This is a genomic window from Streptomyces sp. NPDC002467 (assembly GCF_042889825.1).
In the GTDB taxonomy this organism is placed as follows: Bacteria; Actinomycetota; Actinomycetes; order Streptomycetales; family Streptomycetaceae; genus Streptomyces.
On sequence record NZ_JBIARJ010000003.1, the window covers coordinates 552,401 to 573,581 of the forward strand.

Here is a 21,181-nt window from a genome sequence, read left to right on the forward strand (position 1 = left end):
ATGACCCTGCTGCGCGACGAGGACCTCGCCGCCGCGTTCGACCATGCGTCCCGCAGTTACGACGCGCTGGTGGCCGCGAATCCCGGCTATCACGCGCACCTGCGGCGCTCCGTGCGCCGCCTCGGGCTGCCCGGACACGGGGAGGGGATGCGGGTACTGGACCTCGGTTGCGGCACCGGCGCCTCGACGGCCGCGCTCCGGACCGTTCTCCCGGCTGCCGACATCACGGCTGTGGACGCCTCGGCGGGCATGCTGGCGCGGGCCGCCGCCAAGCCGTGGGCGGGCGGCGTACGCTTCGTCCACGCCCCGGCCGAGCATCTGGCGGGCGCTCACGTCCACGGCCCGTTCGACGCGGTGTTCGCCGCCTACCTCTTCCGCAACGTCACCGATCCCGACGCCGTCCTCGGTACAGTCCGCGCGGTCTTGCGGCCCGGTGGCCGGCTCGCGGTGCACGAGTACAGTCTCAGCGGCCGCCGCACCGACCGCGCCGTGTGGACGCTCGTGTGCCGCGGCATCGTGCAGCCCGTCGCGACCCTGCTGGGGGACGGGCCCCTGTACCGCCACCTATGGCGCAGCGTCGTCCGCTTCGATCCGGCCGACCGGTTCGCCGCACGCCTCCGCGGAGCCGGGTTCGACAAGGTCCGAGCCCTGCCACTGCCGGGCTGGCAGACGGGCATCGCCCACACCTTCGTGGCCGCTCGACCGGAAGACCACCGATGACCGGCCCCGTGCGCCGGCAACCCGCCGCACGCCGCGGCAGGGACCGGCGGGCACGCGTCCTGCACGCCCACCCGGGAGCCCGGTACGCAGAGGACAGGCCCACGGCAGCGGTGATCGGCGGAGGGATTGCCGGCCTCGCCGCAGCCACCGCGCTGGCCGAACGGGGCGTGCAGGTGACGCTGTACGAACGTCAGCCCTACCTCGGCGGCCGCGCGGGCGGTTGGCCGACCCGCTTGCGCGACGGCAGCACCGTCACGATGAGCCGCGGCTTCCACGCCTTCTTCCGGCAGTACTACAACCTGCGCGGCCTGCTGCGCCGTACGGACCCGGCCCTGGCCCGCCTGCACGGACTGCCCGACTATCCGCTGCTGCACGCCGACGGGCTGCGCGACGGCTTCCGGCACGTGCCGCGCACCCCGCCGTGGAGTGCGCTCGGCTTCGTCGCGCTGAGCCCGTCCTTCCGGCTGCGGGATCTGCGCGCCATGGACCCGGCCAAGGCCCTGCCCCTCCTCGATGTCCGCGTGCCCGACGTGTACCAGCGGCTCGACGACGTCAGCGCCTACGACTTCCTGGAGGCCATCCGATTCCCGGCACGGGCCCGCCACCTGGCCTTCGAAGTCTTCTCCCGGAGCTTCTTCGCCGACCCGCGGCAGCTGTCGGCGGCCGAGATGGCGCTGATGTTCCACATCTACTTCCTGGGCTCTGCCGAGGGCCTGCCGTTCGATGTGCCGCGCTCGCCCTACCCGGCCGCGCTGTGGGATCCCCTGGCCGGATACCTGGAGCGGCATGGCGCCGAGGTGCGTACCGGGAGCACGGTCGAGCACGTCGAGCCCGCCCATGGCGGAGGGTTCGCAGTGGCCGCAGACCGCGAAGAGCGCCAACACGACGCAGTGGTCCTCGCCCTCGACGCCACCGGCCTGCGGTCCCTGGTCGCCCGTTCGCAGGCGCTGGGCGACCCCGCCTGGCGGGAGCGCGTGGCGCGGCTGCGCTGCGCTCCGCCCTTCCTGGTCACCCGGCTCTGGCTCGACCGGCCCGTCGCCCCCGACCGGCCCGGGTTCCTCGGAACGAGCGGCTTCGGCGGCCTCGACAACATCAGCGTGCTGAACCGGTGGGAGGACGAGGCCGCCCGCTGGGCGGCACGCGCCGGGGGATCCGTCGTGGAACTCCACGCCTACGCCGTCGACCCGCGTGCGCAGCGCACCGCCGAGGAGCGGAGACTCGTCGAACAGTTGCACCGCGTGTACCCGGAGACCCGCGCCGCGACGGTGGTCGACGTCCGTCACGAATGGCGCGAGGACTGCCCGCTGTTCCCGGTGGGCGGCTACGTCGACCGCCCCACCGTCCGTACCTCCGATCCCGGCCTGGTGGTCGCGGGCGATGCCGTACGCACGGACCTTCCTGTCGCCCTGATGGAACGGGCGGCCACGACCGGCTTCCAGGCCGCCAACGCACTGCTCGAACGCTGGGGCCTCTGCGGGCAGACCTTGTGGACGGTGCCGGAGCGCGGCCGTGCCGCCGTACTGCGGAAGGCGGCGGCCTGGGCGAATCGCTGAACCATCTGCCCGCCGGCCCGTCCGGTCGTCCGGACGGGCCGTCGAGCCACCGCTTCGGTCCACGAAGTGGCCGCAAGCGCGGCCGAGGTCACATCTCGTGGCCTTCGCCCGTGGACCCGCTGCCGCGGACCCGGTCCCGCTCCTCGTAGTGCGCCAGAGCGAGACCCAGGCCGAAGAACGTGGGGGCCCATTCCCCGACGAAGATGCCCCACCGATCGGCGCGCTCCAGGCCCTCGTTCCTGCTGGAGGTGAGCCAGGACGCGAGGGACAGCCCGATCGACGCGGTGGCGGCCAGATAGGCGTGTTCGCTCGTGACCCCGACCTCGTGCAGCTTCTTGACGATCATGATCACTCCTCTGAGAGGGAGAGTCGCATCCCCATGCGATCGCGAAGCCGCATGGGGGATGTCATGCGATGACCTCTTCGCTCCTGGTACCGCGTTCGGATGCGCCTGTGGGTTCGGTTCGCGCGGAACGCGGCGTCCGTTCTCCTTCGGGAAGTGCTTCTCCGGCCGGGCGGTTGGCGCAGAGCATGATCCTCACAGCGTCCCCCAACCCGTGCGGCCGCAGGAGTTCCGGGTCCGGACGCAGCCCCCATCCCGGGCCGCACAGCAGGACGTGGCTGCGGGTCCGGGCGCCGCGCATCCCCCAGCGAAGTGCCGCGAGGTGACGCGCCATCGGAAGGTCGGCGGTGTTCCGGGATTGCGACCACAGACCGACGGCCGCCGGAGCGACTCGGCGCACGGAACCCTCCAGGGCTTCGACCGGCACCGATCCGCCCAGCATCAGGACGCGTTGGCCGCGATCCCTCAAGGCGGCGGTGAGCGCCTCCAGAGGAAGGGTGTGCTGCTCGCCCGGCAGGCATGCCAGCAGGACCGGGCGTGCGTCCTGCGGTCTGCAGCGCGTCATGGAGTCTGCGTAGACGTATCGCAGGGCTGCGGAGATGTGCCAGGACAGCATGTGTTCCACCTCCACGTACCGGTCCTCGGACGACTCCCATTTGCGCCCCACGTATCGCAGGGTCGGCATCAGCACGTCGTCCCACGCGGCGATCAGGCCGTACGTTTCGATGGAGGCCATGATCTGCTTGTGCACGGCCTCGGCGTCCATGCGTACCGCGGCCCGGGCGAGCCCCCGGCCGCGCCGCCGCGGGTCCCCTGGCGGCGGTGCCTCTCCGAGAGGATCGTCCCCACCGTTCGACGGCTCGATCCGTGCCCGATGGAGGGGCGCCGTGACCGGCCCCGGTCCGGACGCGTGGACCTCTGCGGCGTGAGCCTTCGCGGCGCGGGCCGCCTCGGCCGGGGGCACGCCTTCAGCCGTCAGACGGCACATTTCCCGGACCATCGCGACGTCCGGGGCCGTCCATCGCCGGTGACGTCCCTCGACCCTCGTCGCAGGTCCCAATCCGTAGCGACGGTCCCAGGAACGCAACGTGGTGGGGGAGATGCCGAGCTCCCGCGCGAGGCCCCCGGTCGTCACGCCGGCCCCGGGGCCGCGGCCCCCGTTCCCTTCCATCTTCGCCTCCACCGGTGCAGGACACGTGTCACGTCCATGTGTTCTCCGTAGGCGCGGGGTACGGATGCGCCCCGACGGGGACGCGACTCCAACGCCGTGCTGATACCGCGCACCGGGAGCGAGCGGCTGTATAGGTAGTGCGAGCGTTCGTCGAGCTGGGCGAGGGGATGCGATGACTGCGTGGCACTGGCTGTTCGGAGACCAGCTCGGTCCTCACTTCCTGACTCCAGGCGAGCCGGGCCCGGCCGCAGGCGCGCCGGTGGTGATGATCGAGGCCCGTTCGGTGTTCCGCCGCCGCCGCTTCCACCGTGCCAAGGCCCACCTGGTGCTCTCCGCCATGCGCCACCGTGCCGCCGAACTCGGGGACCGTGCCTGCTACGTGCGCGCCGAGACCTACACGGAGGGTCTGCGCCAGGCCGTCGGCGGTGCTCCGGTCACCGTCCACCACCCCACGTCGCGGGCCGCGTACGACCTGGTCGCCTCGATGGACGGGGTACGGGTGCTCCCCGCGCGCGGCTTCCTCCTGCCCGGGGCGGCCTTCCGTTCCTGGGCCGGCGGGCGCGAGCGGCTGAGGCACGAGGACTTCTACCGGTGGATGCGCCGCGAACTCGACCTCCTCATGGACGGAGACCGGCCCGCCGGCGGGCGCTGGAACCACGACCAGGCGAACCAGGAGCCGCCTCCATCGGGCCTGCGCACCCTCGGCGCTCCCGCACCGTACCGGCCCCGTGAGAGCGACATCGACGAGGAGGTACGGGCTGACCTCGACCGGTGGGAGCGGGACGAGGGCATCCGCTTCGTCGGCCGCGACGGGCCGCGCGCCTTCCCCGCCTCGCGCCGCGAGGCACTGGCCGCGCTGCACCGGTTCGTCGACCACCGGCTGGCCGGCTTCGGTCCGCACGAGGACGCCGTGCTCGCCGGCGACCCCGTGATGAGCCACAGCCTGCTGTCCTCCTCCCTCAACCTGGGACTGCTCGATCCGGCCGAGGTGGTTGCCGCCGCCGAGGGCGCCTGGCGCGCCGGACGGGTACCCGTCCAGAGCGCGGAGGGCTTCGTGCGGCAGGTCGCGGGCTGGCGCGAGTACGTGTGGCACGCGTACTGGTACTTCGGCGAGGAGTACCGCCACCGCAACGCCCTGGGGCACCGTGCACCCCTGCCCGAGTGGTTCCTCGAACTCGACGCCGACGCCGTGGCCGCACGCTGCCTCTCCACGGTCCTCGCGCAGGTCCGCGACACGGGGTGGACCCACCACATCCCCCGGCTCATGCTCCTGGGCAGCTACGCGCTCCAGCGAGGCTGGGATCCGCGTGCCGTGACCGACTGGTTCCACCGCTGCTTCGTCGACGGCTACGACTGGGTGATGCTCCCCAACGTCATCGGCATGTCCCAGTACGCCGACGGCGGCATGATGACCACCAAGCCCTACACCAGCGCGGGGGCCTACATCCACCGCATGAGCGACCTGTGCGAAGGGTGCGCCTACCGGCCCGCCGACCGTACGGGCGACCGGGCCTGCCCCTACACCACCGGCTACTGGTCCTTCGTCCACCGCCACCGCACCCGGCTGGCCGCCAACCCCCGCACCGCAAGGGCCGTAACGGGGCTGGACCGCCTCCAGGACATCGAACAGGTGCTGCGCGCCGGCCGACGTCAGGGCGGGAGCCCACCCTGACAGCGGAAGGGACGCCGGTATGCGTCAGCGGGCCCCGCACGTGGCCTCCGACCGGAATATCCGCGCGAACCGGGTGATCCTGAAGGAAAGGCGTCGGCCGCAGACCGTCCAGTGCGGCCACGGGAACGGAGGCTGCCGTGGACACCACGCCGCAAGAGCCCCAGGTGCCGCTGTCCTGCCTGGTCACCGGTGCGAGCGGGTACATCGGCGGCCGCCTGGTGCCCGAGCTCCTGGACGTCGGCCATCGGGTCCGCTGCCTGGCCCGCTCACCCGAAAGGCTGCGCGGCCACCCCTGGGCCGGCCGGGTCGAAACGGTCCGCGGGGACGTCACCGACGCGGCCGGCACCGCCGCCGCCCTGGAGGGCATCGACGTCGCGTACTACCTCGTCCACTCCCTCAACACCGGCCCGCGCTTCGAGGAACGCGACCGTGACGCGGCGCGCACCTTCGCCGAGGCCGCCCAGGTCGCAGGCGTCCGCCGCATCGTCTACCTCGGCGGCCTCGTCCCGGCCGACGAGCCCGCCCAGGCCCTCTCCCCACACCTGCGCTCCCGTGCCGAGGTCGGCGAGATCTTCCTGGACGGGCCCGTCCCCGCCACGGTGCTGCGCGCCGCCGTCGTCATCGGCTCGGGCTCCGCCTCTTTCGAAATGCTGCGGTACCTCACCGAACGGCTCCCGGCCATGGTCACCCCGAGCTGGGTCGGTACCCGCGTCCAGCCGATCGCGGTCCGGGACGTCCTGCGCTACCTCGTCGGCAGCGCCCGCATGCCCGCAGAGGTCAACCGCACCTTCGACATCGGCGGGCCGGACGTCATGACCTACGAACAGATGATGCGCCGCTACGCCGAGGTCGCCGAGCTGCCGCCACGGCTGATCCTGCGGGTCCCGATGCTCACCCCGCGGCTGTCCAGCCTGTGGATCGGCCTGGTCACCCCGGTCCCCAGGGCGCTGGCCAGGCCCCTGGCCGAGTCACTGCGACACGAGGTGGTCTGCCGCGACCGCGACATCACGAGGTACGTACCCGACGCGCCGGGATACCCCATCTGCTTCGACCGCTCCCTGGAACTGGCCCTGCAACGGGTCCGCGAGGCCAACGTCGCCACCCGCTGGTCCAACGCCTCACTGCCGGGCGCGCCCAGCGATCCGCTGCCCACCGACCCCGACTGGGCGGGCGGCAGCCTCTACGCCGACCACCGGTCCCGGGACACCTCCGCGGGCCCCCGCGAGCTGTGGCGCATCGTCGAGGGCATCGGCGGCGAGAACGGCTGGTACTCCGCTCCGCTCGCCTGGGCGGTACGCGGCTGGCTCGACCGGCTGGTCGGCGGCGCCGGCATCCGCCGCGGCCGCCGCGACGCCACCCGACTGCGGGTCGGCGACTCCCTGGACTTCTGGCGGGTGGAGGAGATCGAACCGGGCCGCCTGCTGAGGCTGCGCGCGGAGATGCGCCTGCCCGGTCTCGCCTGGCTCGAAATGTATGTCGACCCGGACGGCACGGGTTCCCGCTACCGCCAGCGGGCCCTGTTCCACCCGCGCGGCCTGTTCGGCCACCTCTACTGGTGGACCGTGTCCCCCTTCCACGCCGTGGTCTTCGGCGGCATGGCCCGCAACATCACCCGAGCCGCGGAACACCTCGCTGACGACGGCGGCGCGGGCCCCGGGGAACCCGGCTGACATGGTGGAGGCGACGCGATGAGCGACTCTCGGCGCGCGCACGGGCGGCTGCCGACGGAATCGGTCTGGGAGTATCCGCGACCACCACGTGTGGAGCCGGATGCACGGCACGTGGTGATCGTGCACCGGGGAGTGGTGCTGGCCGACTCCTGGTCCTGCCGGCGCGTCCTGGAAACGAGCCATCCGCCCGTCTACTACGTGCCGCACGGCGACGTGCGCACCGATCTGCTGTCGCGTGGGCATCGGGTGACCGTCTGCGAGTGGAAGGGGGTGGCCACGTACTGGACGCTGGTCATGAACGGCCACACGGTGCACGACGTCGCCTGGAGCTATGAGGACCCCTCGCCGGGATACCGGAGCATCGCCCGCCACTTCGCGTTCTACGCGGGTCGGGTGGATCTCTGCACGGTCGGAGGCGAGCGCGTGAAGGCCCAGCCCGGTGACTTCTACGGCGGCTGGATCACCGACGAAATCCTGGGGCCTTTCAAAGGCGGTACGGGCACTGCCGGTTGGTGAGCGGGGCCGGGTTCGTCGTCCTCACGGGTCCGTCTCCGCCGGGGCAACAAGACACCGAGTGCGACACCGTCTACGCGACTTGTCATGGCGGGAGAATCGGTGCAAGAACATTGCGAGTTTTCTCCTCCGGCGGCACTGGTCATCCTGGATTTCTCGGGACGTGACGACGTGATCCTCCTGGAGTGCCCATGCGCCTGACAGACGAATTGCCCGTGGACCACCCCCTCAGCCGTGTCTACCGGTTCGGCGCCGGCCTGTGCGGGCTCATCCTCCTCGTCTTCGGCAGCCTCGGTTTCGCCGGCGGCCTGGACGCGTTCAGCACGGATGGACAGCGCATCGCCGGCCTGTCCACCAACGGATTGCTGAGCACGATCTCGGTGCTCTTCGGACTCCTCCTGATGGCCGGCGCGGCAATCGGGGGAAACCTCGCCTCGACGGTCAACACGGCCGTCGGAGTGATCTTCGTGGCCAGTGGCTTCGTCCACTTGTTCCTCATCGGGCGTCGGGGCAACATCCTGGACTTCGGTTTGTCCAACGTCGTGTTCAGTTTCCTGATGGGGCTCCTGGTCATGACGTTCGGGATGTACGGCCGTGTCAGCGGCGGACTGCCTCACGACAACCCGTACTGGCGTCGGCGCCACCCCGAGCAGGCCGCGCGTGAGCCGGCTGCCTCCTACCCCCAGGTCGGTGCCGCGGACCGCCCGCGGGCTGAGTTGCCGGAGCGCTGAGGTCGTCATGGCCGACAAGGCGGCACGGGTGCTGGTGGTGGGGGCGACGGGCGAACTGGGCCGGCTCGCCGTGCACGAGTTCCTCGGTCGCGGCGTCCGCCTGGCCCTCGCCGGGCGTGACCGCGGGGGCCTCGCCGACCTGGCCGCCACCACGGGCTGCCCGACCCGCGTGCTCGACGCCTACGATCTCGACACCTGCACCGCTTCGGGGCCGTGGGCGCTCTCCGCGCTCGGCGGTCTCGACGGCGTCCTCGTCACCATCGGGGTCGCGGGCTTCGGGCCGGCCGCCACCGTGCCGAACGCGGCCGCCGAACACCTCATGACCGTCAATGCCCTGTGCCCCATGGCCGTACTCAGAGGCGCCGTACCCGTCGTCCGCGACGGCGGCTTCCTCGCAGCCGTGACCGGGGCGATCGTCAACACCCCGCTGACCGGGACCGCGGACTACGCCGCGTCGAAAGCCGCGTTGGCCTGCTGGCTGGGCGTCCTGGCGCGAGAGGTCCGCACGTGGCGTGTCGCCGTGATGGATGCCCGGCTTCCTCACATGGACACCGGTTTTGCTTCCAGAGCCGTGGTCGGCAGCCCGCCGCCCCTGCAACGGGGAACGGATCCCGCCACGTGTGTACGAGACCTCCTCGGTGACCTGCTCGGGCATCTCGACGGCCCCGCCCGGGGACGGACGGCACCCGCGCCTCAGCGCCGGCCATCCAAGCCCTGGGCCCCTTCACCTGACTGACGGCACGTTCATGGGAGAAATCATGTCCACACCGAAGGTACCGCCCGAAGAAACTCCGGAGGCGGAAGGCTCGACGGGATCCGCTCATCCGGAACGCCCCGACGGGGGGATGTGGGAGCATCCCTCGGTCTTCCTCGTCCTCATCGCCCTCGGGGCCGTGATGGTGGCCGCTTTCTTCATCGTCCGCATCCTGGGCAGGTGAGGGGCAATTGTGGCAGCGAGCGGTGACGAACCGTGGGGAGCCGGGTCCCCCGGTGCCGATCCTGAGCGGGCCGCCGGCGCGGGCGACCCGGCCACCCGTGGTGCTGCCGTACGGCCGCCTGCGGCAACAACGGGCGGCGAGAATCGGCCCGGGGCCAGGCCGTCCAGAAGCCCCCGCACCCATCTCGGCGGGTCTGGCCACGGCCCGGCCCGGCCTGGCCGTTCGGCCGGACCCCAGGCGTCAGCCGCCCCGGTACGGATTGCGGCGCCACTACGCGGTCGAGCCGTGGAGCGACCTGGTGGAGGTGCACTGGTCGGCTGCGAGGCGTACGTCACGCCACTGGGCCCGCGGCAGGTCGGCATCGCCATCCTGACGTCCGAGCAACTGCCCTACGACGCCCAGCTGTCCCGTTTCCCGGTGCTGGAGTCCCGGCTCTCGACGGCCCGCCGGACACCCGTCCGGGGCGCCGGACCCCTCCGCCAGCACGCACGCTGCCGGGTGGCCGGCCGCGTCCTCTTCGTGGGCGACGCCGCGGGATACGTCGACGCCCTGACCGGCGAGGGACTCAGCCTCGCGTTGCTCGGAGCCGCCGAACTGGTGCGCTGCTTGAGCGCCGACCGCCCGCAGGAATACGAACGGGCGTGGTGCCGACTGTCCCGCGGCTACCGGACGCTGACGAGGTCCCTGTTGTGGGCGCGGAACCAACCCCGGCTGGCGCCTCTGATCACCCCCACCGCGGCACGCTTCCCCGGCCTGTTCCGGCACGCCGTCAACCTGCTGGCCTGAGCCGCGATCCGGCTGGGGACCGCGGCGGCCCCGGCAGATTCCCGATGGGTGTGATCAAGCCACATTTCCGTCACCTGATCGGCCCAGCAGCACCTAGAGTGTGCGCGTGATCGAGCAGAATCCCGCACTCATCGCCGGCCGCTACCAGCTGGTCGAACGCATCGGCCAAGGCGGTATGGGCCGGGTCTGGCGCGCCCTCGACCAGCACCTCTTCGGACGTGAGATCGCGGTCAAGGAGATCCTCTTCCCGCCGGGCATGGAAGACGACGACCGCGCCGCGCTGCTCCGGCGGTTCATCGGCGAAGCTCGCGCGGCGGTCACTCTCAGCCACCCCGGGATCATCACCATCCACGACGTCGTGGAGCACGACGGCGCGCCCGTCATCGTGATGGAGCTGGTCCGCGGCCAGTCCCTCGCCGCCACGATCCGCAGCGGCGGGCGGCTGCCCGTGCGGCGGGTGGCCGAGATCGGCGCCGCCGTGCTCGACGCGCTGGCCGAGGCGCACAGGGCCCGGATCGTCCACCGCGACATCAAACCGGACAACGTGCTCCTGACCAAGGACCGTGTCGTCCTCACGGACTTCGGCATCGCCCACCTGGCGGACGCCACGACCAAGCTGAGCCACAGCGGGACCGTCATCGGCACACCGCACTACATGCCCCCGGAGCAGCTGGAGGGCAAGCGCCCAACCCCCGCCAACGACCTGTGGGCACTCGGTGCGACCCTGTACCACGCCGTCGAGGGACACCCGCCGTTCGACGCCGACGGTCTCCACGCCCTCGCCGTGGCCGTCTTCACCCGCCCGCACCGGCCGGCACTCCACGCCGGCCCGCTCGCACCCGTGTTGGACGCGCTCCTCACCAAGGACCCGGAGCAGCGCGTGAGCGCCGGCGAAGCGGCCGAGATGCTGGCAGCCGTACTGCGGTCCTCCGCGCCCGACCCCCGCGCGGCCGCCGGGCGGGGCCACCGACCCGAGCCGGCCTCTCCGAACGCTCCCGACCCGAGGGCGACCCCGGTACCGGGGGGGGGGCCCCCCGGGGGGGCCCCCCCGCCCCCCCCCCCCCGCCGGGCCCCCCCCGCGCCCCCCCGCCCCCGCCCCCCCCCGGGGGGCCCCCGGGGGGGGGGGGGGCCCCCGGGGGGGCCCCCCCGACGCTCCGACGACACCGGTCGAGCCGCCCTCGACGACGCCTGCACCGCGGACCCCGACGGTCCTGGACCCCGGCGCGCCGGAGTCGCCCCGGCGGGCGCGCCTTCCCCGGCGCTCCGTGCTCCTGGCCGCGGTGCTGGCCACGCTCGCCACCGGCTCCGTCCTGACCTGGACCCTCAGCCATGACGAGGACGCCCCGCGCGGTGGGGGCGCGGCGGCCGGCAGCGGGTCTGCGGCCTCCTCCACCACCGTGGTGATCGGGGTGGACGCACCGCTCAGCGGCGGACTGTCCTCCATGGGCGTCGGCATGAGGAACTCGGCCGAGCTGGCGGCCAGGACGGCCAACGAAACCAAGCACGTCCCAGGGGTGACCTTCGAGATCAGAGCCCTGGACGACGGGGCCGACGCCGCGAAGGGCGCCTCCAACGCGGGCCGGTTCGTCTCCGACGGGAAGGTGCTGGGGGTGGTCGGCCCGCTCAACTCCGTCGTCGCCAGGACCCTGGTGCCGCCGCTCGCGCAGGCGAACATGGCCGTCGTGTCACCGGGGAACACCGACCCCGTGCTGACGCTGGGCCGCGACTGGGCCAAGGGCACCACGGCGCGTCCCTACCCGACCTACTTCCGCACCGTCGCCACGGACGTCGACCAGGGGCCGTTCGCCGCCCGCCACCTGCACGACGAGGCGAAGAAGACCAAGGTCTACGTGGTGGACGACACGAGCGCCCACGGCACCGCCCTCACCGCCGGATTCACGGCCCGGTTCACGAAGCTCGGCGGGACCGTCGTCGGCACGGAGCAGGTCCATCCCGCGGAACGGGACTTCGCGGGCCTCGCCGAACGAGTGCGGTCCTCGGGAGCCGACGCCGTCTACTTCGGCGGCTACTACGACACCGCGGCGCCCCTGTCCGTGCAGCTGAAGCGGTCCGGGGCGAACGTCCCCCTCATGGGCGGCGACGGCATCTTCGACCAGCAGTACCTGGCGACGAACCCGACGGCCGAAGGCGACCTCGCGACCAACATCGGCGTGGCCGCCGAGGAATCGACGGCGGGGCGGGACTTCCTCGCCCGGTACGGGAAGGCGGGGTATCCGGAAGCGGCCGGCTGGTACGGGCCGTACGCGTACGACGCGACCTGGTCCCTCATCGAGGCGGTGAAGGCGGTCGTGACGGCCAATGGCGGCACCCTCCCCGTCGACGCCCGGACGAAGCTGCCGCCGGCCGTGGCACGGCTGGGCTTCGACGGCGTCACCGGCCGCGTCGCCTTCGACGGGAGCGGCGACACGGTCAACCGTCGACTGACGGTGTACGCGGTGAACGGCGGGAACTGGACGACCGTCACGAGCGGACCGGCCGCCCCCTGAGCCTTCCACCGGCCCTACCGCTGCTGCCGTCGCTGGGCGCGCCTGCGGTAGGGGCGTTCGCCGTGTCCGTGGCGGACGACGTCAGGAGGTCGAGGCCGAGCCGTCTCGGGCGGGGCCGGTCAGGTCGTGGCCCGTGACGGCTCGCGCGTAGGCCTGAAGGGCGGTGATCACTTCGGCGCGGGAGCGGCGACCCGCGAGGACTTGCATCTGGTAGCCGTCCTCCATGGCGACGAAGCCGGAGGCCGGCAGCCGGGGCGGGTCCTGCAACGCGAAGTGCCCCTGGATCTGTCCCAGGACGAGGATGCCCTGGTACACGGCGATCTGACGTTCCGTCAGGGCGCTTTCCAGGGCAGCGGCCTTGGCGTCGCGCAGGCAGCGGGGCCAGTACTCGAAGAGCAGTCGGGTCAGCGTGTCGCCCGGCCCATGGCACCATCGTCGACCCGGAGGGCACGGTGCGCCAGCAGGCCGGCCCCGGCGAGGAGATCCTCGTCGACGTCCTCGATCTGGGCACCGTCGCCCGGGTACGCACCTACGGCTCCGCGGGCATCAACCTGCCCTGGAGCCGGCTGGCCCGCTACGGGGAGTCGTACGACGACTCATCCGATCACCGCTATGACCTGTACTTTCCCGTCCTTGGACGCAGAAGAACCAGCACCGAACCAGCACCGAACCAGTGAGTGCTGGTTCTCTACGGCAGATGCCCATCTGCCCACACCGCCCGGCTCACCCATCCCACCGACCGGCCGCCCCGTGAGCAGCGTGGAATGGACGACGGAGCCTGACACCGAGAGACCCAGCCCTGTACCGGAGCGACCGGATCCGGTGCTACCCCGGAGCCCCCCCGACTGACGGGTTGCAGGCGGTCCGCTGATCGGATATCGATGCTCTCGGACTTCCGTGCCACGCGCTTCTCTCATGCGAGATGTGGACCATGGGGGCAGACGGCCATCAGTGGCGCGGAAGACGGAGGATGCGGCGGCTCTCAGGTGTCGGGTTCGGCGGCCGCGATGGCCGCGAGGGCCCAGCCGGGATCCCGTTCGACGGCGAGGTCGCCCAGAGTGACGACACCAACGAGTTCACCGTCGTCGTTCTGTACGGGCAACCGCCTCAGCTTGTGCCGGCGCATGAGGTCGGCGGCCTGGTCGACGCCGGCCTCCGGATCGACGGTGATCGGTTCGGTACTGCAGACCGCCTGCACCGTCGTCTCGGCTGGGTCGCGGTTCTCGGCCATGGCACGTATCACGAGGTCCCGATCGGTCAGGATGCCGCGCAGTCGGCCCTCGTCGACGACCAGGACGTCCCCGATGCCGGCGTCCCGCATGACCCTGGCCGCTTCTGCGAGCGAGGTCACCTTCTCGACGGTCACCGGCCTCTCGGTCATCACCTCGTGGACTTGTCGGGTCATGACGCCTCCCGCTGCCGAAAGGGCTCCTGTAGGGCGCCTGCCCACCTCCGTGAGCGGTACGCCTTACTGATAGTCGCGGCCCGCGACGTTTGGGGCGTCGGGAACGGATCAGACGCTGCGAAAGACCGATTCCGAGGACAGGAGCGACACGTGTCCGGCGAACAGAAGATGAAGGCCAAGAAGGAACAGGCCTCGCTCGTCTGGCCCGAGCAGTGGGACGGCGGTCTCTGAGAGGCGGACCCGCACGGCCTGGGGCAGAGGAGCCCGCCCTGGAGGCTCTGCCTACTCCGTTGCCCGACGTGTGACGGGTTGGGCGGGATCTGATGGTCAAGCGCGGTGGGCCATCGACGCAGAGGTCAGGGAACGCGCAGTGCCAGCAGGACGACGTCGTCTTCGGGCGGTGGGTGGGCCATCCGGTTGCTGATCCGGCGGAGCAGTCCGGGCAGCCGGCCGCTTCCGTGGCGGGCCGGCAGGCCTGCGAGCTGTGTGATGGCGGAGTCGATGTCGTGGCCGGGCCGCTCGATGAGGCCGTCGGTGTAGAGCAGCAAGGCCGAGCCAGGAGGTAGTTCGTACTGCTGCTCGGTGCGAGGTGAGTTCTCCAGGGCCTGGTGGAAGAGGACGTCGTGCTCTTCCAGGAGGGTCACCTGACCGTCGGGGGAGCGTACGAGCGGTGGTGGGTGGCCCGCGTTGCACGAGGTGAAGGTCCAAGGAGTGCCGGGCGGGGTGGGATCGAGGCGGGCGTGGACCAAAGTGCCGCCGGCTTCGATCGGCAGGACGGCGCAGGCCGCGTCGAGGGCGGTCACAGCGGTGGCGGGGCTGTACGGGGGATGGTCGAGGGTGGCCTGCCGCAGCATGCTTCGGACCTGGCCCATCACGGTGGCGGCGTGCATGTCGTGTCCGGTGATGTCACCCACGGTGATCATCAGTGAAGGGTCCGTGCCGGGTGAGGAGAGCGGCACATGGTAGGCGTCGTACCAGTCTCCGCCGATCATGTTGTCGTTCGCGGCCGGTTGGTAGAGGGCGCTGATCTCGATGCTGTTGGCCAGGGGGAGATCGGTAAGCATGGCCTCTTGGAGCTCCCGGGCAACGGAGATCCGTTCGTCCAGATACTGGGCGCGCTCGACCGCTTGCGCGATGTATCCGGAGGCTGCGGTCAGCGTGGCACGCTCGGTGATACTCACCTCGTGTCTCAGTACGCTCGTGGTACACCACCACGGACCATCCCGCGCCGACCGAGATCCAGCCTTTGGATTCCATCCATCGGTGTCGTGTGAGGGTGGGTGCGTGACTGGGCACTGCTGCCAGGGGCGGCCGGGCGCCTCGACCTCGTGGAGGAAGGGGCCTTAGCCGACCAAGTGCCAGCCGTCGCGGCCCCTCCTGGAACACGCCCCCACCCATGCGGAGCTGGCTGCGTACGTGCGCATCACCGAGAACGAGGTCCGTCTGGGCCTATTGATGGTCAGCGGGTACTCGGCCCCGTCCCTCGACGCCCTACACGACTACGTCGCCGGCGACTCTCAGACCTCTCGGCAGCGGGCTCCGCGCGCAGCCTCGCCGGGACCCGCGGCGACACCGATGTCGCTGTGGGGGCCGTCAAAGGCTGGTAGGCGCCGGCCTGTCGGCCGGACTTTGACGAGCGGTCCTGGAGGGTCCTCCAACGGCGCTCCTGCCAGGAGATGACCCAGGCGGAAACCGGTCCGAAGACCGGCCTGCCCGGACGCACGTTTCGCGCCTCGTGAACTGCGCTTTCAACTGTTGGACGACGATTGACGGGCGCCGCGCGAGCTCGCATGGCGCGGGCGAGAGCGGGCAGGCGCGGCGTGGGAGACCTTGAGGACGGGTGAGGCATGGAGGCGTCCATCGACGGAAGGGGGGCGCGCGGCACTCACGCGGCAGTGGCGGTGGCCGCCAAATGTGGGCTGGCCACGCGCGGGGTGCTGTACGTGCTGGTGGGCCTGCTGGCCCTTCAGGTCGCTTTCGGGGACACCGAGAAGGAGGCCGACCGCACGGGGGCGCTCAGCGAGCTCGCGAGCCATCCCTACGGGCGGGTGCTCGTGTGGGTCGTCGGCATCGGCCTGGTGGCGATGGCGCTGTGGCGGCTCTCGGAAGCCATCTTCGGCGCAGCCGGACCTCACGGACGGAAGCTCACCAAGCGTGGAGCGTCCGCAGTACGCGCTGTCTTCTACGTGGTGGCGGCCTTCTCGGTGCTGTCCTTCGCTGCCGGCAAGGGTGGCGGGCGCTCCAGCGACGAGCAGTCGCGGGACGTGACGGCCCAAGCGCTGGGCGTCCCGGCGGGCCAATGGCTTGTGGCGCTGGCGGGCATCGGCATCGCCATCGGCGGCATCGTGATCTTCGTGTCCGCCACCCGGCTCACCTTCCGAGAGGAGATGGACATCGGTCACCTGCCCGAGCGCGTGCGCCAAGGCGTGGAGGCGCTGGGCGTCATCGGCGGCATCGCACTCGGCGCCGTGTTCACGGCCGCCGGCGGAATCCTCGTGTATGCGGCCGTGTCGTACGACCCGGGAAAGGCCAAGGGCCTGGATGACACGCTCCGCTCCTTCGCTCAGACCCCCGTCGGCCCGTGGCTGCTGGTCGTCGTCGCAACCGGCCTGCTGCTGTTCGGTGTGTTCTCGTGGGCCTTGGCTGCCTGGCAACAGGTGTGAGGATAAGTCCTTAGGTCCGCCGGTCCGCAGGCGCTCGTCGTTGAACCACCGACCACCATGCCTGTGCCTGTATCCGTGCTCGCGTGCGTCCGCGCCAGAGCGGTCGGCGGGCTTCGGCGGCTTGCGCTGGCTGATGTCCATGCGACGAAACAAGAGGGCACAGGCAGACCGCAGCCCTATCCAGGCCAGTCGGTATGGGTCGGCGTCTGGTCGCGCGGAGTGCCTGTCCGTCGGGCCAGAGACTGCCAGAGACTGAGAAGCACGCCGACGGGTTCAATCCTTGGCGTGGGTTACAAGCCGCCAGACGCCCAGGAGGATGAGAGAGCCGACAATAGCGGCGATCCACGTGGAGAGCTCGAAGAAGCCATCTATGGAGTCGACTCCGAAAATGACCTTCCCGAGCCAACCGCCCAGAAGTCCGCCGGCGATACCGATGAGTGGCGTAACGATGCAGCCTCCAGGGTCCTTGCCCGGCATCAGGAGCTTCGCGATGATTCCTGCGATCAGTCCCATCAAAATCCATCCGATGATGCCCATGACGTGCCTCTTCCCGCACATGCAGCGTGCAATTCCGTCTGCCCGCCTGCCGCACATTCGAACGTCAAGGCGGGCGAGTGCTCTCAACATCTCCAGGCGGCTGCTCGCCTGATGCCATGCAGCCAGCCAGGAGGAGCAGGCCAGGGGCAACCCAGAACGTCGCCATCTCCCCGAGCTGGAGCAGCCAACGGGGAGGTCGCTGCCAGGATCTGATACGCGCCCCGAACGAGTTCGGTGACCAATCGGTCGTGGCGCGTGCGGAATGCCCGCCCGGGCGTCGAACCGGCCTCCGTGGGGTCAGAGCTTGAATGCGTCCTTGCCCTTCTCCTTCGCGCCCCGGCCCTTGCCGCGGGCCTCCAAAGCAGCGCCCTTGGCCGCGATGTCTTCCTTTCCGATGGCGTGCGCGGCTTTCCGTACGACCTTCCCGATCACCTGCTCCGACTTGGCCTTGATTTTCTCGCTGGAACTCATGTCGCACCTTCCATACATTCACGCCTCTACCCGAGGCCGGGGGAAACAGTCATAGGCTCGGGCTTCACGTCCGTTCGGCCGGATTGGCGCGCCGCCTCAGCCAGAGGAACCGTGCGTTGGCGGCACCGCTGGGGAGAGTGCCTCGGCAGGGGCCGATTGGCCCTGTTTCGCGGTTGGGCGTTCACGATGGCGGCATAGTGACGGAGTGAGCACCGAGCGTGATGGCGCATTGGATGGGTACGCCCCACCGGACAGCAGCTCTCCGGCGCCGGAGGGTGGGGGTGACGAGGAGGCGCAAGTCATCGTGGTGGGCGCAGGGCCGGCAGGTTCCGCCACCGCCGTGCACCTGGCGCGGGCCGGGTTGGACGTGCTGCTGCTGGAGAAGTCCGGCTTCCCCCGGGAGAAGGTGTGCGGCGACGGACTGACACCGCGCGCTGTGGCCCAGTTGGTACGGATGGGCGTCGACATCAGCGCGGCGGGCTGGATGCGCAATCGCGGGATTCGGTGGGTGTGTGAGGGCAACCAGGTGGAGCTGGATTGGCCGCCCCTGGGAAGTCTTCCCGACTTCGGGCTCACTCGCAGTCGGCACGACTTCGACCAGCTGCTCGTGGCGCACGCCCAGGCCGCCGGAGCGCGCCTGCACACGCACGTGAAGGTGTCGGCCCCGTTGGTCGACCAGGCTGGATGCATCACGGGGGTGACTGCTTTCCGCGGGCCGGACCGGGAGCCGATTCGCTACCGGGCGCCGCTCGTCGTCGCGGCCGACGGCGCCTCTGCGCGGACTGCGGTGGCCCTGGGACTCGTACGGGACGCCAGCCGGCCGGTCGCGGCTGCTGCCCGCCGCTACTACCGCAGCGCGGTGCGCACCTGCGACCCGTATCTGGAGCTGTGGGCGGATCTGCGCTACCCGGGTACTGGGCAGGACTTGCCCGGATACGGCTGGGTGTTCCCGCTCGGGGACGGGCGGGTCAATGTAGGGCTGGGCGCACTGCCCCAGCGGCGGCCGGTGGACCTGCGGGCAGTCCTGGCGCATTGGCTTCCCCGCCTGCCCGCAGAGTGGGGAATCAAGGAGGAGAACGCCGCCTCGCCCCTGCACAGTGCTCCGCTGCCGATGGGGTTCAATCGGCGCCCGCAGTACCGTCGAGGTTTCCTGCTGGTCGGAGACAGTGGGGGCATGGTCAGCCCGTGGAGCGGCGAGGGCATCGCCCAGGCCATGGAAGCCGCGGAGGTGGCTGCAGAGACCATCGCCCTGGCCGTGGCCCGGCCGGCCGGGCCACGGCGGGAACACGCGCTGCAGCAGTACCCGGCTGAGATCCACCGCCGCTGGGGGCGCTACTACCGTCTGGGCAATCTTGCAGGTGATCTCGTCTTCGCCCGGCATGGCTTCCGACCGTTCCTCCACCCTCGCGTCATGGCCTCGCCGGCACTGTTGCGTGCTTTGACCCGCCTACTCACCCATGTCGCCGAGGAACCGGCCCACGACAGGATCGACGCGGTCCTGCACACATTGCTGCGCCTCGTGCCGCCCTCGCGGCGCTGAACCCATCGCGAAGTCCGGCTGCAGGAATCGCTCGTGAGACCGGGGGTCACATGACCAACGCTGTGGGCGGCCTGGATGCTCGGGGGGCAGGAGCCAGGCGGACAATTCCGCTTCATCGCGGCGAGCCCGTGCATCAGACCCACGGCGCACTGCGCAAGGCGCCGCGCAACAAACGCCGGAGCGCCAGTCGCATCCCCCACATCGTCGCTCGCACGCCCCACTTCGTCATGCGTACGAACATCCGGCGGATGATGGAGCGAGGCGTCCAACGGGCGAGAGCCCGACGCCTTTTCCTCCTGCGCATGCGCCGTCTCAAGGCCTTCACGAGTGTCTCCTGCCAGGCCGGCTGTGATGGACAGCCAAGAGAAAGACAGAAACAGTGGCGACCCACACGGAGGCTCGACGATGGCGTCCGTCGAGTCGACTCCGAGCGCTAGGAAGCCATGGCGTCGGCGAGCTTTCGCAGCAGGGGCTTGTGCGGGCGCTGGGGAGCAAGCTTCCGGACTTCGGCCATGCGTGAACCGATGGACTGAAGAGCCTTGCGGCCCAGCGCCTCACGCACCTGGGGGAACCATTCCTTCTCTTCGACATCCATGTGCCGTTCTACGGCATCCATCAGGACCCGGGCCTTGGCATCGAAGGACCTCGTCGTCCTGCTTCATGCGCTCCAGTTCGGCAGCCAGCACATTCGCCACATGGTGTTCCTCGTGGAACTCCAACACCAAGGATCCGGTTTCCGGAACGAGTTGGCGCACCTGGGGGTACATCACCTCATCCTCGACGAACGTGTGGACGGTCAGTTCATGCAGCAGCTCTCTCACGATCTCGCCCGGGGTGACCGTTTCCTGTGGCCCGTCCCCGGCGCTGCTCAGCACCTGCTCACTGTCGGCACGGTAGGTGTGGATCAGCTTCCGTATCTTCTTGTGATCGTCCCTGAGCATCACAATGGCGTCAGTGGACATGGTGACTCCTCTGCGGTCCAACCCCCTCCGGCACCCTGCCCGCCAAACCCTCGAATATGCCGTGGACCGTGCCCCAGCCTCTCCGCAGGCGCTGCTGACCTGCCGTTCTACCTCCTCCTCGGCCCCACGATGCCGACGGCGCTTGCGGGGGTGCTCCGGACGCGGCGGTGTAGCTGGTGGGCGACGAGGGTTACTCGTCGCGGAAGGTCCGCGCGTTCCTGCGCGGGCGCGGTAGCGGCCTGCACTGACCCGCATAGGTAGGGCGCCGGTTTGCTGGGCTGTGTTCTGTCTTTCAGGGGCGTCCGGGCAATCCGGCGCCATGAAGGTTCAGCCGCTCCAGGAGCTGGGACCGGTGCAGCACGGCGATGCTTTCGAGAAGGTCGGGGTGCCGCAGCAGGGCAGCGGCTTCGCTGTCGAGGACACTCGGGTGCGTCAGGCGCTGCAGGCTGCCGGCGTCGGAATGGTGCTCGGTCGTGGCCAGGGCCTGGTGGGCGCGTGCGGCCAGGGCGGGGTCTGCCAGAAGGCAGGCTGCCCAGCTGACCACGGTTTCGTCGACCCAGGTCCGCCAGGCGGTGTCGGGGTCGTCGGGGTGCGGCTCGCATCCGGTGAGCCAGTCCAGCCGGTGAGATCCGCTGGGGGCGAGCAGGTGCAGCAGCTGGATGTCCATGCTGGTCGGGTAGCAGAGGGATGCCGCGAGCGCGACGGCCTGCCGGGCCTGGGCCTCGGCCAGCGCGCGACTGAGCGCACCCGTCGGAGCTGGGTAGGCCGCCTGGAGCCAACGGGCGGAGGCGGCTATGAGCGCAGTTAGGTCGGCGGGCACGGGCGATCGTCCTTGCGGGCGAGCTCACCCGGGATCGGCTGGCCGGGGGTGAACTGTTCTGTACGGAGCCGCGCTGCCCCGCTCGTGACCGACCAGTCTAGGCCGTTGACGCGTGCTGAGACATGACCTGCGTCACGCCGCCCGACCAGGGCGCGTGGGGCGGCATGACGCGCGGCCAC

Annotated in this window: 23 protein-coding genes and 1 pseudogene; 14 read left to right on the plus strand and 10 right to left on the minus strand. The window is 70.8% G+C overall.

What is annotated here, in order from left to right; genetic code table 11:
- A complete protein-coding gene (locus tag ACFYYJ_RS09115) occupies window positions 1–720 on the plus strand; it encodes a class I SAM-dependent methyltransferase (protein WP_389130219.1) in 720 nt (239 codons plus the stop codon).
- Window positions 717–2,273 carry an FAD-dependent oxidoreductase gene (locus ACFYYJ_RS09120; protein WP_389130222.1) on the plus strand — a complete coding sequence of 519 codons (1,557 nt, stop codon included), beginning with the start codon at window positions 717–719 and terminating at the stop codon, window positions 2,271–2,273. The genes ACFYYJ_RS09115 and ACFYYJ_RS09120 overlap by 4 nt, the downstream gene beginning before the upstream one ends.
- An 88-nt stretch (window positions 2,274–2,361) precedes the next feature.
- On the opposite strand, the gene ACFYYJ_RS09125 is transcribed toward ACFYYJ_RS09120, so the two are convergent.
- The 3 genes and pseudogenes from ACFYYJ_RS09125 to ACFYYJ_RS09135 all read right to left on the minus strand — a co-directional run.
- Window positions 2,362–2,619: a hypothetical protein gene (locus ACFYYJ_RS09125; protein WP_385127243.1), complete on the minus strand. Its 258-nt coding sequence runs from the start codon at window positions 2,617–2,619 to the stop codon at window positions 2,362–2,364.
- Window positions 2,620–2,680: 61 nt separating this feature from the next.
- On the minus strand, window positions 2,681–3,352 hold the full coding sequence (locus tag ACFYYJ_RS09130) for a B12-binding domain-containing protein (RefSeq protein ID WP_389130514.1): 672 nt from the start codon (window positions 3,350–3,352) through the stop codon (window positions 2,681–2,683).
- Window positions 3,353–3,607: 255 nt separating this feature from the next.
- A pseudogene (locus ACFYYJ_RS09135) lies at window positions 3,608–3,787 on the minus strand (MerR family DNA-binding transcriptional regulator); the annotation flags it as partial.
- Between the two features lie 172 nt (window positions 3,788–3,959).
- On the opposite strand from ACFYYJ_RS09135, the gene ACFYYJ_RS09140 reads away from it, so the two are divergent.
- The 9 genes from ACFYYJ_RS09140 (at window position 3,960) to ACFYYJ_RS09180 (ending at window position 12,604) form a co-directional block, all read left to right on the plus strand.
- Window positions 3,960–5,459 carry a cryptochrome/photolyase family protein gene (locus tag ACFYYJ_RS09140; RefSeq protein WP_389130226.1) on the plus strand — a complete coding sequence of 500 codons (1,500 nt, stop codon included), beginning with the start codon at window positions 3,960–3,962 and terminating at the stop codon, window positions 5,457–5,459.
- A 137-nt stretch (window positions 5,460–5,596) separates the two neighbouring features.
- The gene (locus tag ACFYYJ_RS09145; protein ID WP_389130229.1) at window positions 5,597–7,129 is read left to right on the plus strand and encodes an SDR family oxidoreductase; all 1,533 of its coding nucleotides are present in this window, start codon (window positions 5,597–5,599) and stop codon (window positions 7,127–7,129) included.
- Between the two features lie 18 nt (window positions 7,130–7,147).
- On the plus strand, window positions 7,148–7,645 hold the full coding sequence (locus ACFYYJ_RS09150) for a DUF427 domain-containing protein (RefSeq protein ID WP_385363317.1): 498 nt from the start codon (window positions 7,148–7,150) through the stop codon (window positions 7,643–7,645).
- A 188-nt stretch (window positions 7,646–7,833) separates the two neighbouring features.
- Window positions 7,834–8,373, plus strand: coding sequence for a DUF4383 domain-containing protein (locus ACFYYJ_RS09155; protein ID WP_389130233.1), 540 nt, complete (start codon window positions 7,834–7,836; stop codon window positions 8,371–8,373).
- Between the two features lie 7 nt (window positions 8,374–8,380).
- The gene (locus tag ACFYYJ_RS09160) at window positions 8,381–9,109 is read left to right on the plus strand and encodes an SDR family NAD(P)-dependent oxidoreductase (RefSeq protein ID WP_389130236.1); all 729 of its coding nucleotides are present in this window, start codon (window positions 8,381–8,383) and stop codon (window positions 9,107–9,109) included.
- Between the two features lie 22 nt (window positions 9,110–9,131).
- Window positions 9,132–9,311 carry a DUF6480 family protein gene (locus tag ACFYYJ_RS09165; protein ID WP_389130238.1) on the plus strand — a complete coding sequence of 60 codons (180 nt, stop codon included), beginning with the start codon at window positions 9,132–9,134 and terminating at the stop codon, window positions 9,309–9,311.
- A gap of 285 nt (window positions 9,312–9,596) precedes the next feature.
- Window positions 9,597–10,097, plus strand: a complete 501-nt coding sequence (locus ACFYYJ_RS09170; RefSeq protein ID WP_389130241.1) for an NAD(P)/FAD-dependent oxidoreductase — start codon at window positions 9,597–9,599, stop codon at window positions 10,095–10,097.
- Between the two features lie 106 nt (window positions 10,098–10,203).
- Window positions 10,204–11,430 carry a serine/threonine-protein kinase gene (locus ACFYYJ_RS09175; protein WP_389130244.1) on the plus strand — a complete coding sequence of 409 codons (1,227 nt, stop codon included), beginning with the start codon at window positions 10,204–10,206 and terminating at the stop codon, window positions 11,428–11,430.
- Complete coding sequence (locus ACFYYJ_RS09180; RefSeq protein ID WP_389130247.1) at window positions 11,363–12,604, plus strand: branched-chain amino acid ABC transporter substrate-binding protein; 1,242 nt, start codon at window positions 11,363–11,365, stop codon at window positions 12,602–12,604. The genes ACFYYJ_RS09175 and ACFYYJ_RS09180 overlap by 68 nt, the downstream gene beginning before the upstream one ends.
- A gap of 81 nt (window positions 12,605–12,685) precedes the next feature.
- Here the strand turns inward: ACFYYJ_RS09180 and ACFYYJ_RS09185 are convergent, their stop codons facing one another.
- Entirely contained in the window at window positions 12,686–12,919 is a 234-nt protein-coding gene (locus ACFYYJ_RS09185; protein ID WP_389130250.1) for a hypothetical protein, read from the minus strand.
- A 137-nt stretch (window positions 12,920–13,056) separates the two neighbouring features.
- Between ACFYYJ_RS09185 and ACFYYJ_RS09190 the strand changes: the two genes are divergently transcribed.
- A complete protein-coding gene (locus ACFYYJ_RS09190) occupies window positions 13,057–13,281 on the plus strand; it encodes a hypothetical protein (RefSeq protein WP_389130253.1) in 225 nt (74 codons plus the stop codon).
- Between the two features lie 305 nt (window positions 13,282–13,586).
- Here ACFYYJ_RS09190 and ACFYYJ_RS09195 read toward each other — a convergent pair whose 3' ends face one another.
- Both ACFYYJ_RS09195 and ACFYYJ_RS09200 read right to left on the minus strand, forming a co-directional pair.
- Entirely contained in the window at window positions 13,587–14,009 is a 423-nt protein-coding gene (locus ACFYYJ_RS09195; RefSeq protein WP_389130256.1) for a CBS domain-containing protein, read from the minus strand.
- 356 nt (window positions 14,010–14,365) lie between these two features.
- Window positions 14,366–15,190: a PP2C family protein-serine/threonine phosphatase gene (locus ACFYYJ_RS09200; RefSeq protein WP_389130260.1), complete on the minus strand. Its 825-nt coding sequence runs from the start codon at window positions 15,188–15,190 to the stop codon at window positions 14,366–14,368.
- A 666-nt stretch (window positions 15,191–15,856) separates the two neighbouring features.
- Here ACFYYJ_RS09200 and ACFYYJ_RS09205 point away from each other — a divergent pair.
- Window positions 15,857–16,672, plus strand: a complete 816-nt coding sequence (locus ACFYYJ_RS09205; protein ID WP_389130262.1) for a DUF1206 domain-containing protein — start codon at window positions 15,857–15,859, stop codon at window positions 16,670–16,672.
- A gap of 273 nt (window positions 16,673–16,945) precedes the next feature.
- Here ACFYYJ_RS09205 and ACFYYJ_RS09210 read toward each other — a convergent pair whose 3' ends face one another.
- Together ACFYYJ_RS09210 and ACFYYJ_RS09215 are read right to left on the minus strand one after the other, a co-directional pair.
- Window positions 16,946–17,209, minus strand: a complete 264-nt coding sequence (locus tag ACFYYJ_RS09210; protein ID WP_385359560.1) for a GlsB/YeaQ/YmgE family stress response membrane protein — start codon at window positions 17,207–17,209, stop codon at window positions 16,946–16,948.
- Between the two features lie 297 nt (window positions 17,210–17,506).
- Complete coding sequence (locus ACFYYJ_RS09215; protein ID WP_389130265.1) at window positions 17,507–17,680, minus strand: hypothetical protein; 174 nt, start codon at window positions 17,678–17,680, stop codon at window positions 17,507–17,509.
- A 229-nt stretch (window positions 17,681–17,909) separates the two neighbouring features.
- Here ACFYYJ_RS09215 and ACFYYJ_RS09220 point away from each other — a divergent pair, with 229 nt between their 5' ends.
- Window positions 17,910–19,220 carry a geranylgeranyl reductase family protein gene (locus ACFYYJ_RS09220; RefSeq protein ID WP_389130517.1) on the plus strand — a complete coding sequence of 437 codons (1,311 nt, stop codon included), beginning with the start codon at window positions 17,910–17,912 and terminating at the stop codon, window positions 19,218–19,220.
- A gap of 554 nt (window positions 19,221–19,774) precedes the next feature.
- On the opposite strand, the gene ACFYYJ_RS09225 is transcribed toward ACFYYJ_RS09220, so the two are convergent.
- Window positions 19,775–20,182 (minus strand): hemerythrin domain-containing protein, encoded by a 408-nt coding sequence (locus tag ACFYYJ_RS09225; RefSeq protein ID WP_389130267.1) that lies wholly within the window; start codon window positions 20,180–20,182, stop codon window positions 19,775–19,777.
- Between the two features lie 292 nt (window positions 20,183–20,474).
- Window positions 20,475–21,002, minus strand: coding sequence for a hypothetical protein (locus ACFYYJ_RS09230; RefSeq protein ID WP_389130270.1), 528 nt, complete (start codon window positions 21,000–21,002; stop codon window positions 20,475–20,477).
- Between the last annotated feature and the right edge of the window lie 179 nt (window positions 21,003–21,181).

What these genes read in the sequence shown, in the direction of transcription:
- ACFYYJ_RS09115 (WP_389130219.1), top strand. Translation starts at nt 1, where the DNA reads ATGACCCTGCTGCGCGACGAGGACCTCGCCGCCGCGTTCGACCATGCG.
- ACFYYJ_RS09120 (WP_389130222.1), top strand. Translation starts at nt 717, where the DNA reads ATGACCGGCCCCGTGCGCCGGCAACCCGCCGCACGCCGCGGCAGGGAC.
- ACFYYJ_RS09125 (WP_385127243.1), bottom strand. Translation starts at nt 2,619, where the DNA reads ATGATCGTCAAGAAGCTGCACGAGGTCGGGGTCACGAGCGAACACGCC.
- ACFYYJ_RS09130 (WP_389130514.1), bottom strand. Translation starts at nt 3,352, where the DNA reads ATGGCCTCCATCGAAACGTACGGCCTGATCGCCGCGTGGGACGACGTG.
- ACFYYJ_RS09140 (WP_389130226.1), top strand. Translation starts at nt 3,960, where the DNA reads ATGACTGCGTGGCACTGGCTGTTCGGAGACCAGCTCGGTCCTCACTTC.
- ACFYYJ_RS09150 (WP_385363317.1), top strand. Translation starts at nt 7,148, where the DNA reads ATGAGCGACTCTCGGCGCGCGCACGGGCGGCTGCCGACGGAATCGGTC.
- ACFYYJ_RS09155 (WP_389130233.1), top strand. Translation starts at nt 7,834, where the DNA reads ATGCGCCTGACAGACGAATTGCCCGTGGACCACCCCCTCAGCCGTGTC.
- ACFYYJ_RS09160 (WP_389130236.1), top strand. Translation starts at nt 8,381, where the DNA reads ATGGCCGACAAGGCGGCACGGGTGCTGGTGGTGGGGGCGACGGGCGAA.
- ACFYYJ_RS09165 (WP_389130238.1), top strand. Translation starts at nt 9,132, where the DNA reads ATGTCCACACCGAAGGTACCGCCCGAAGAAACTCCGGAGGCGGAAGGC.
- ACFYYJ_RS09195 (WP_389130256.1), bottom strand. Translation starts at nt 14,009, where the DNA reads ATGACCCGACAAGTCCACGAGGTGATGACCGAGAGGCCGGTGACCGTC.
- ACFYYJ_RS09205 (WP_389130262.1), top strand. Translation starts at nt 15,857, where the DNA reads ATGGAGGCGTCCATCGACGGAAGGGGGGCGCGCGGCACTCACGCGGCA.
- ACFYYJ_RS09210 (WP_385359560.1), bottom strand. Translation starts at nt 17,209, where the DNA reads ATGGGCATCATCGGATGGATTTTGATGGGACTGATCGCAGGAATCATC.
- ACFYYJ_RS09215 (WP_389130265.1), bottom strand. Translation starts at nt 17,680, where the DNA reads ATGAGTTCCAGCGAGAAAATCAAGGCCAAGTCGGAGCAGGTGATCGGG.
- ACFYYJ_RS09225 (WP_389130267.1), bottom strand. Translation starts at nt 20,182, where the DNA reads ATGTCCACTGACGCCATTGTGATGCTCAGGGACGATCACAAGAAGATA.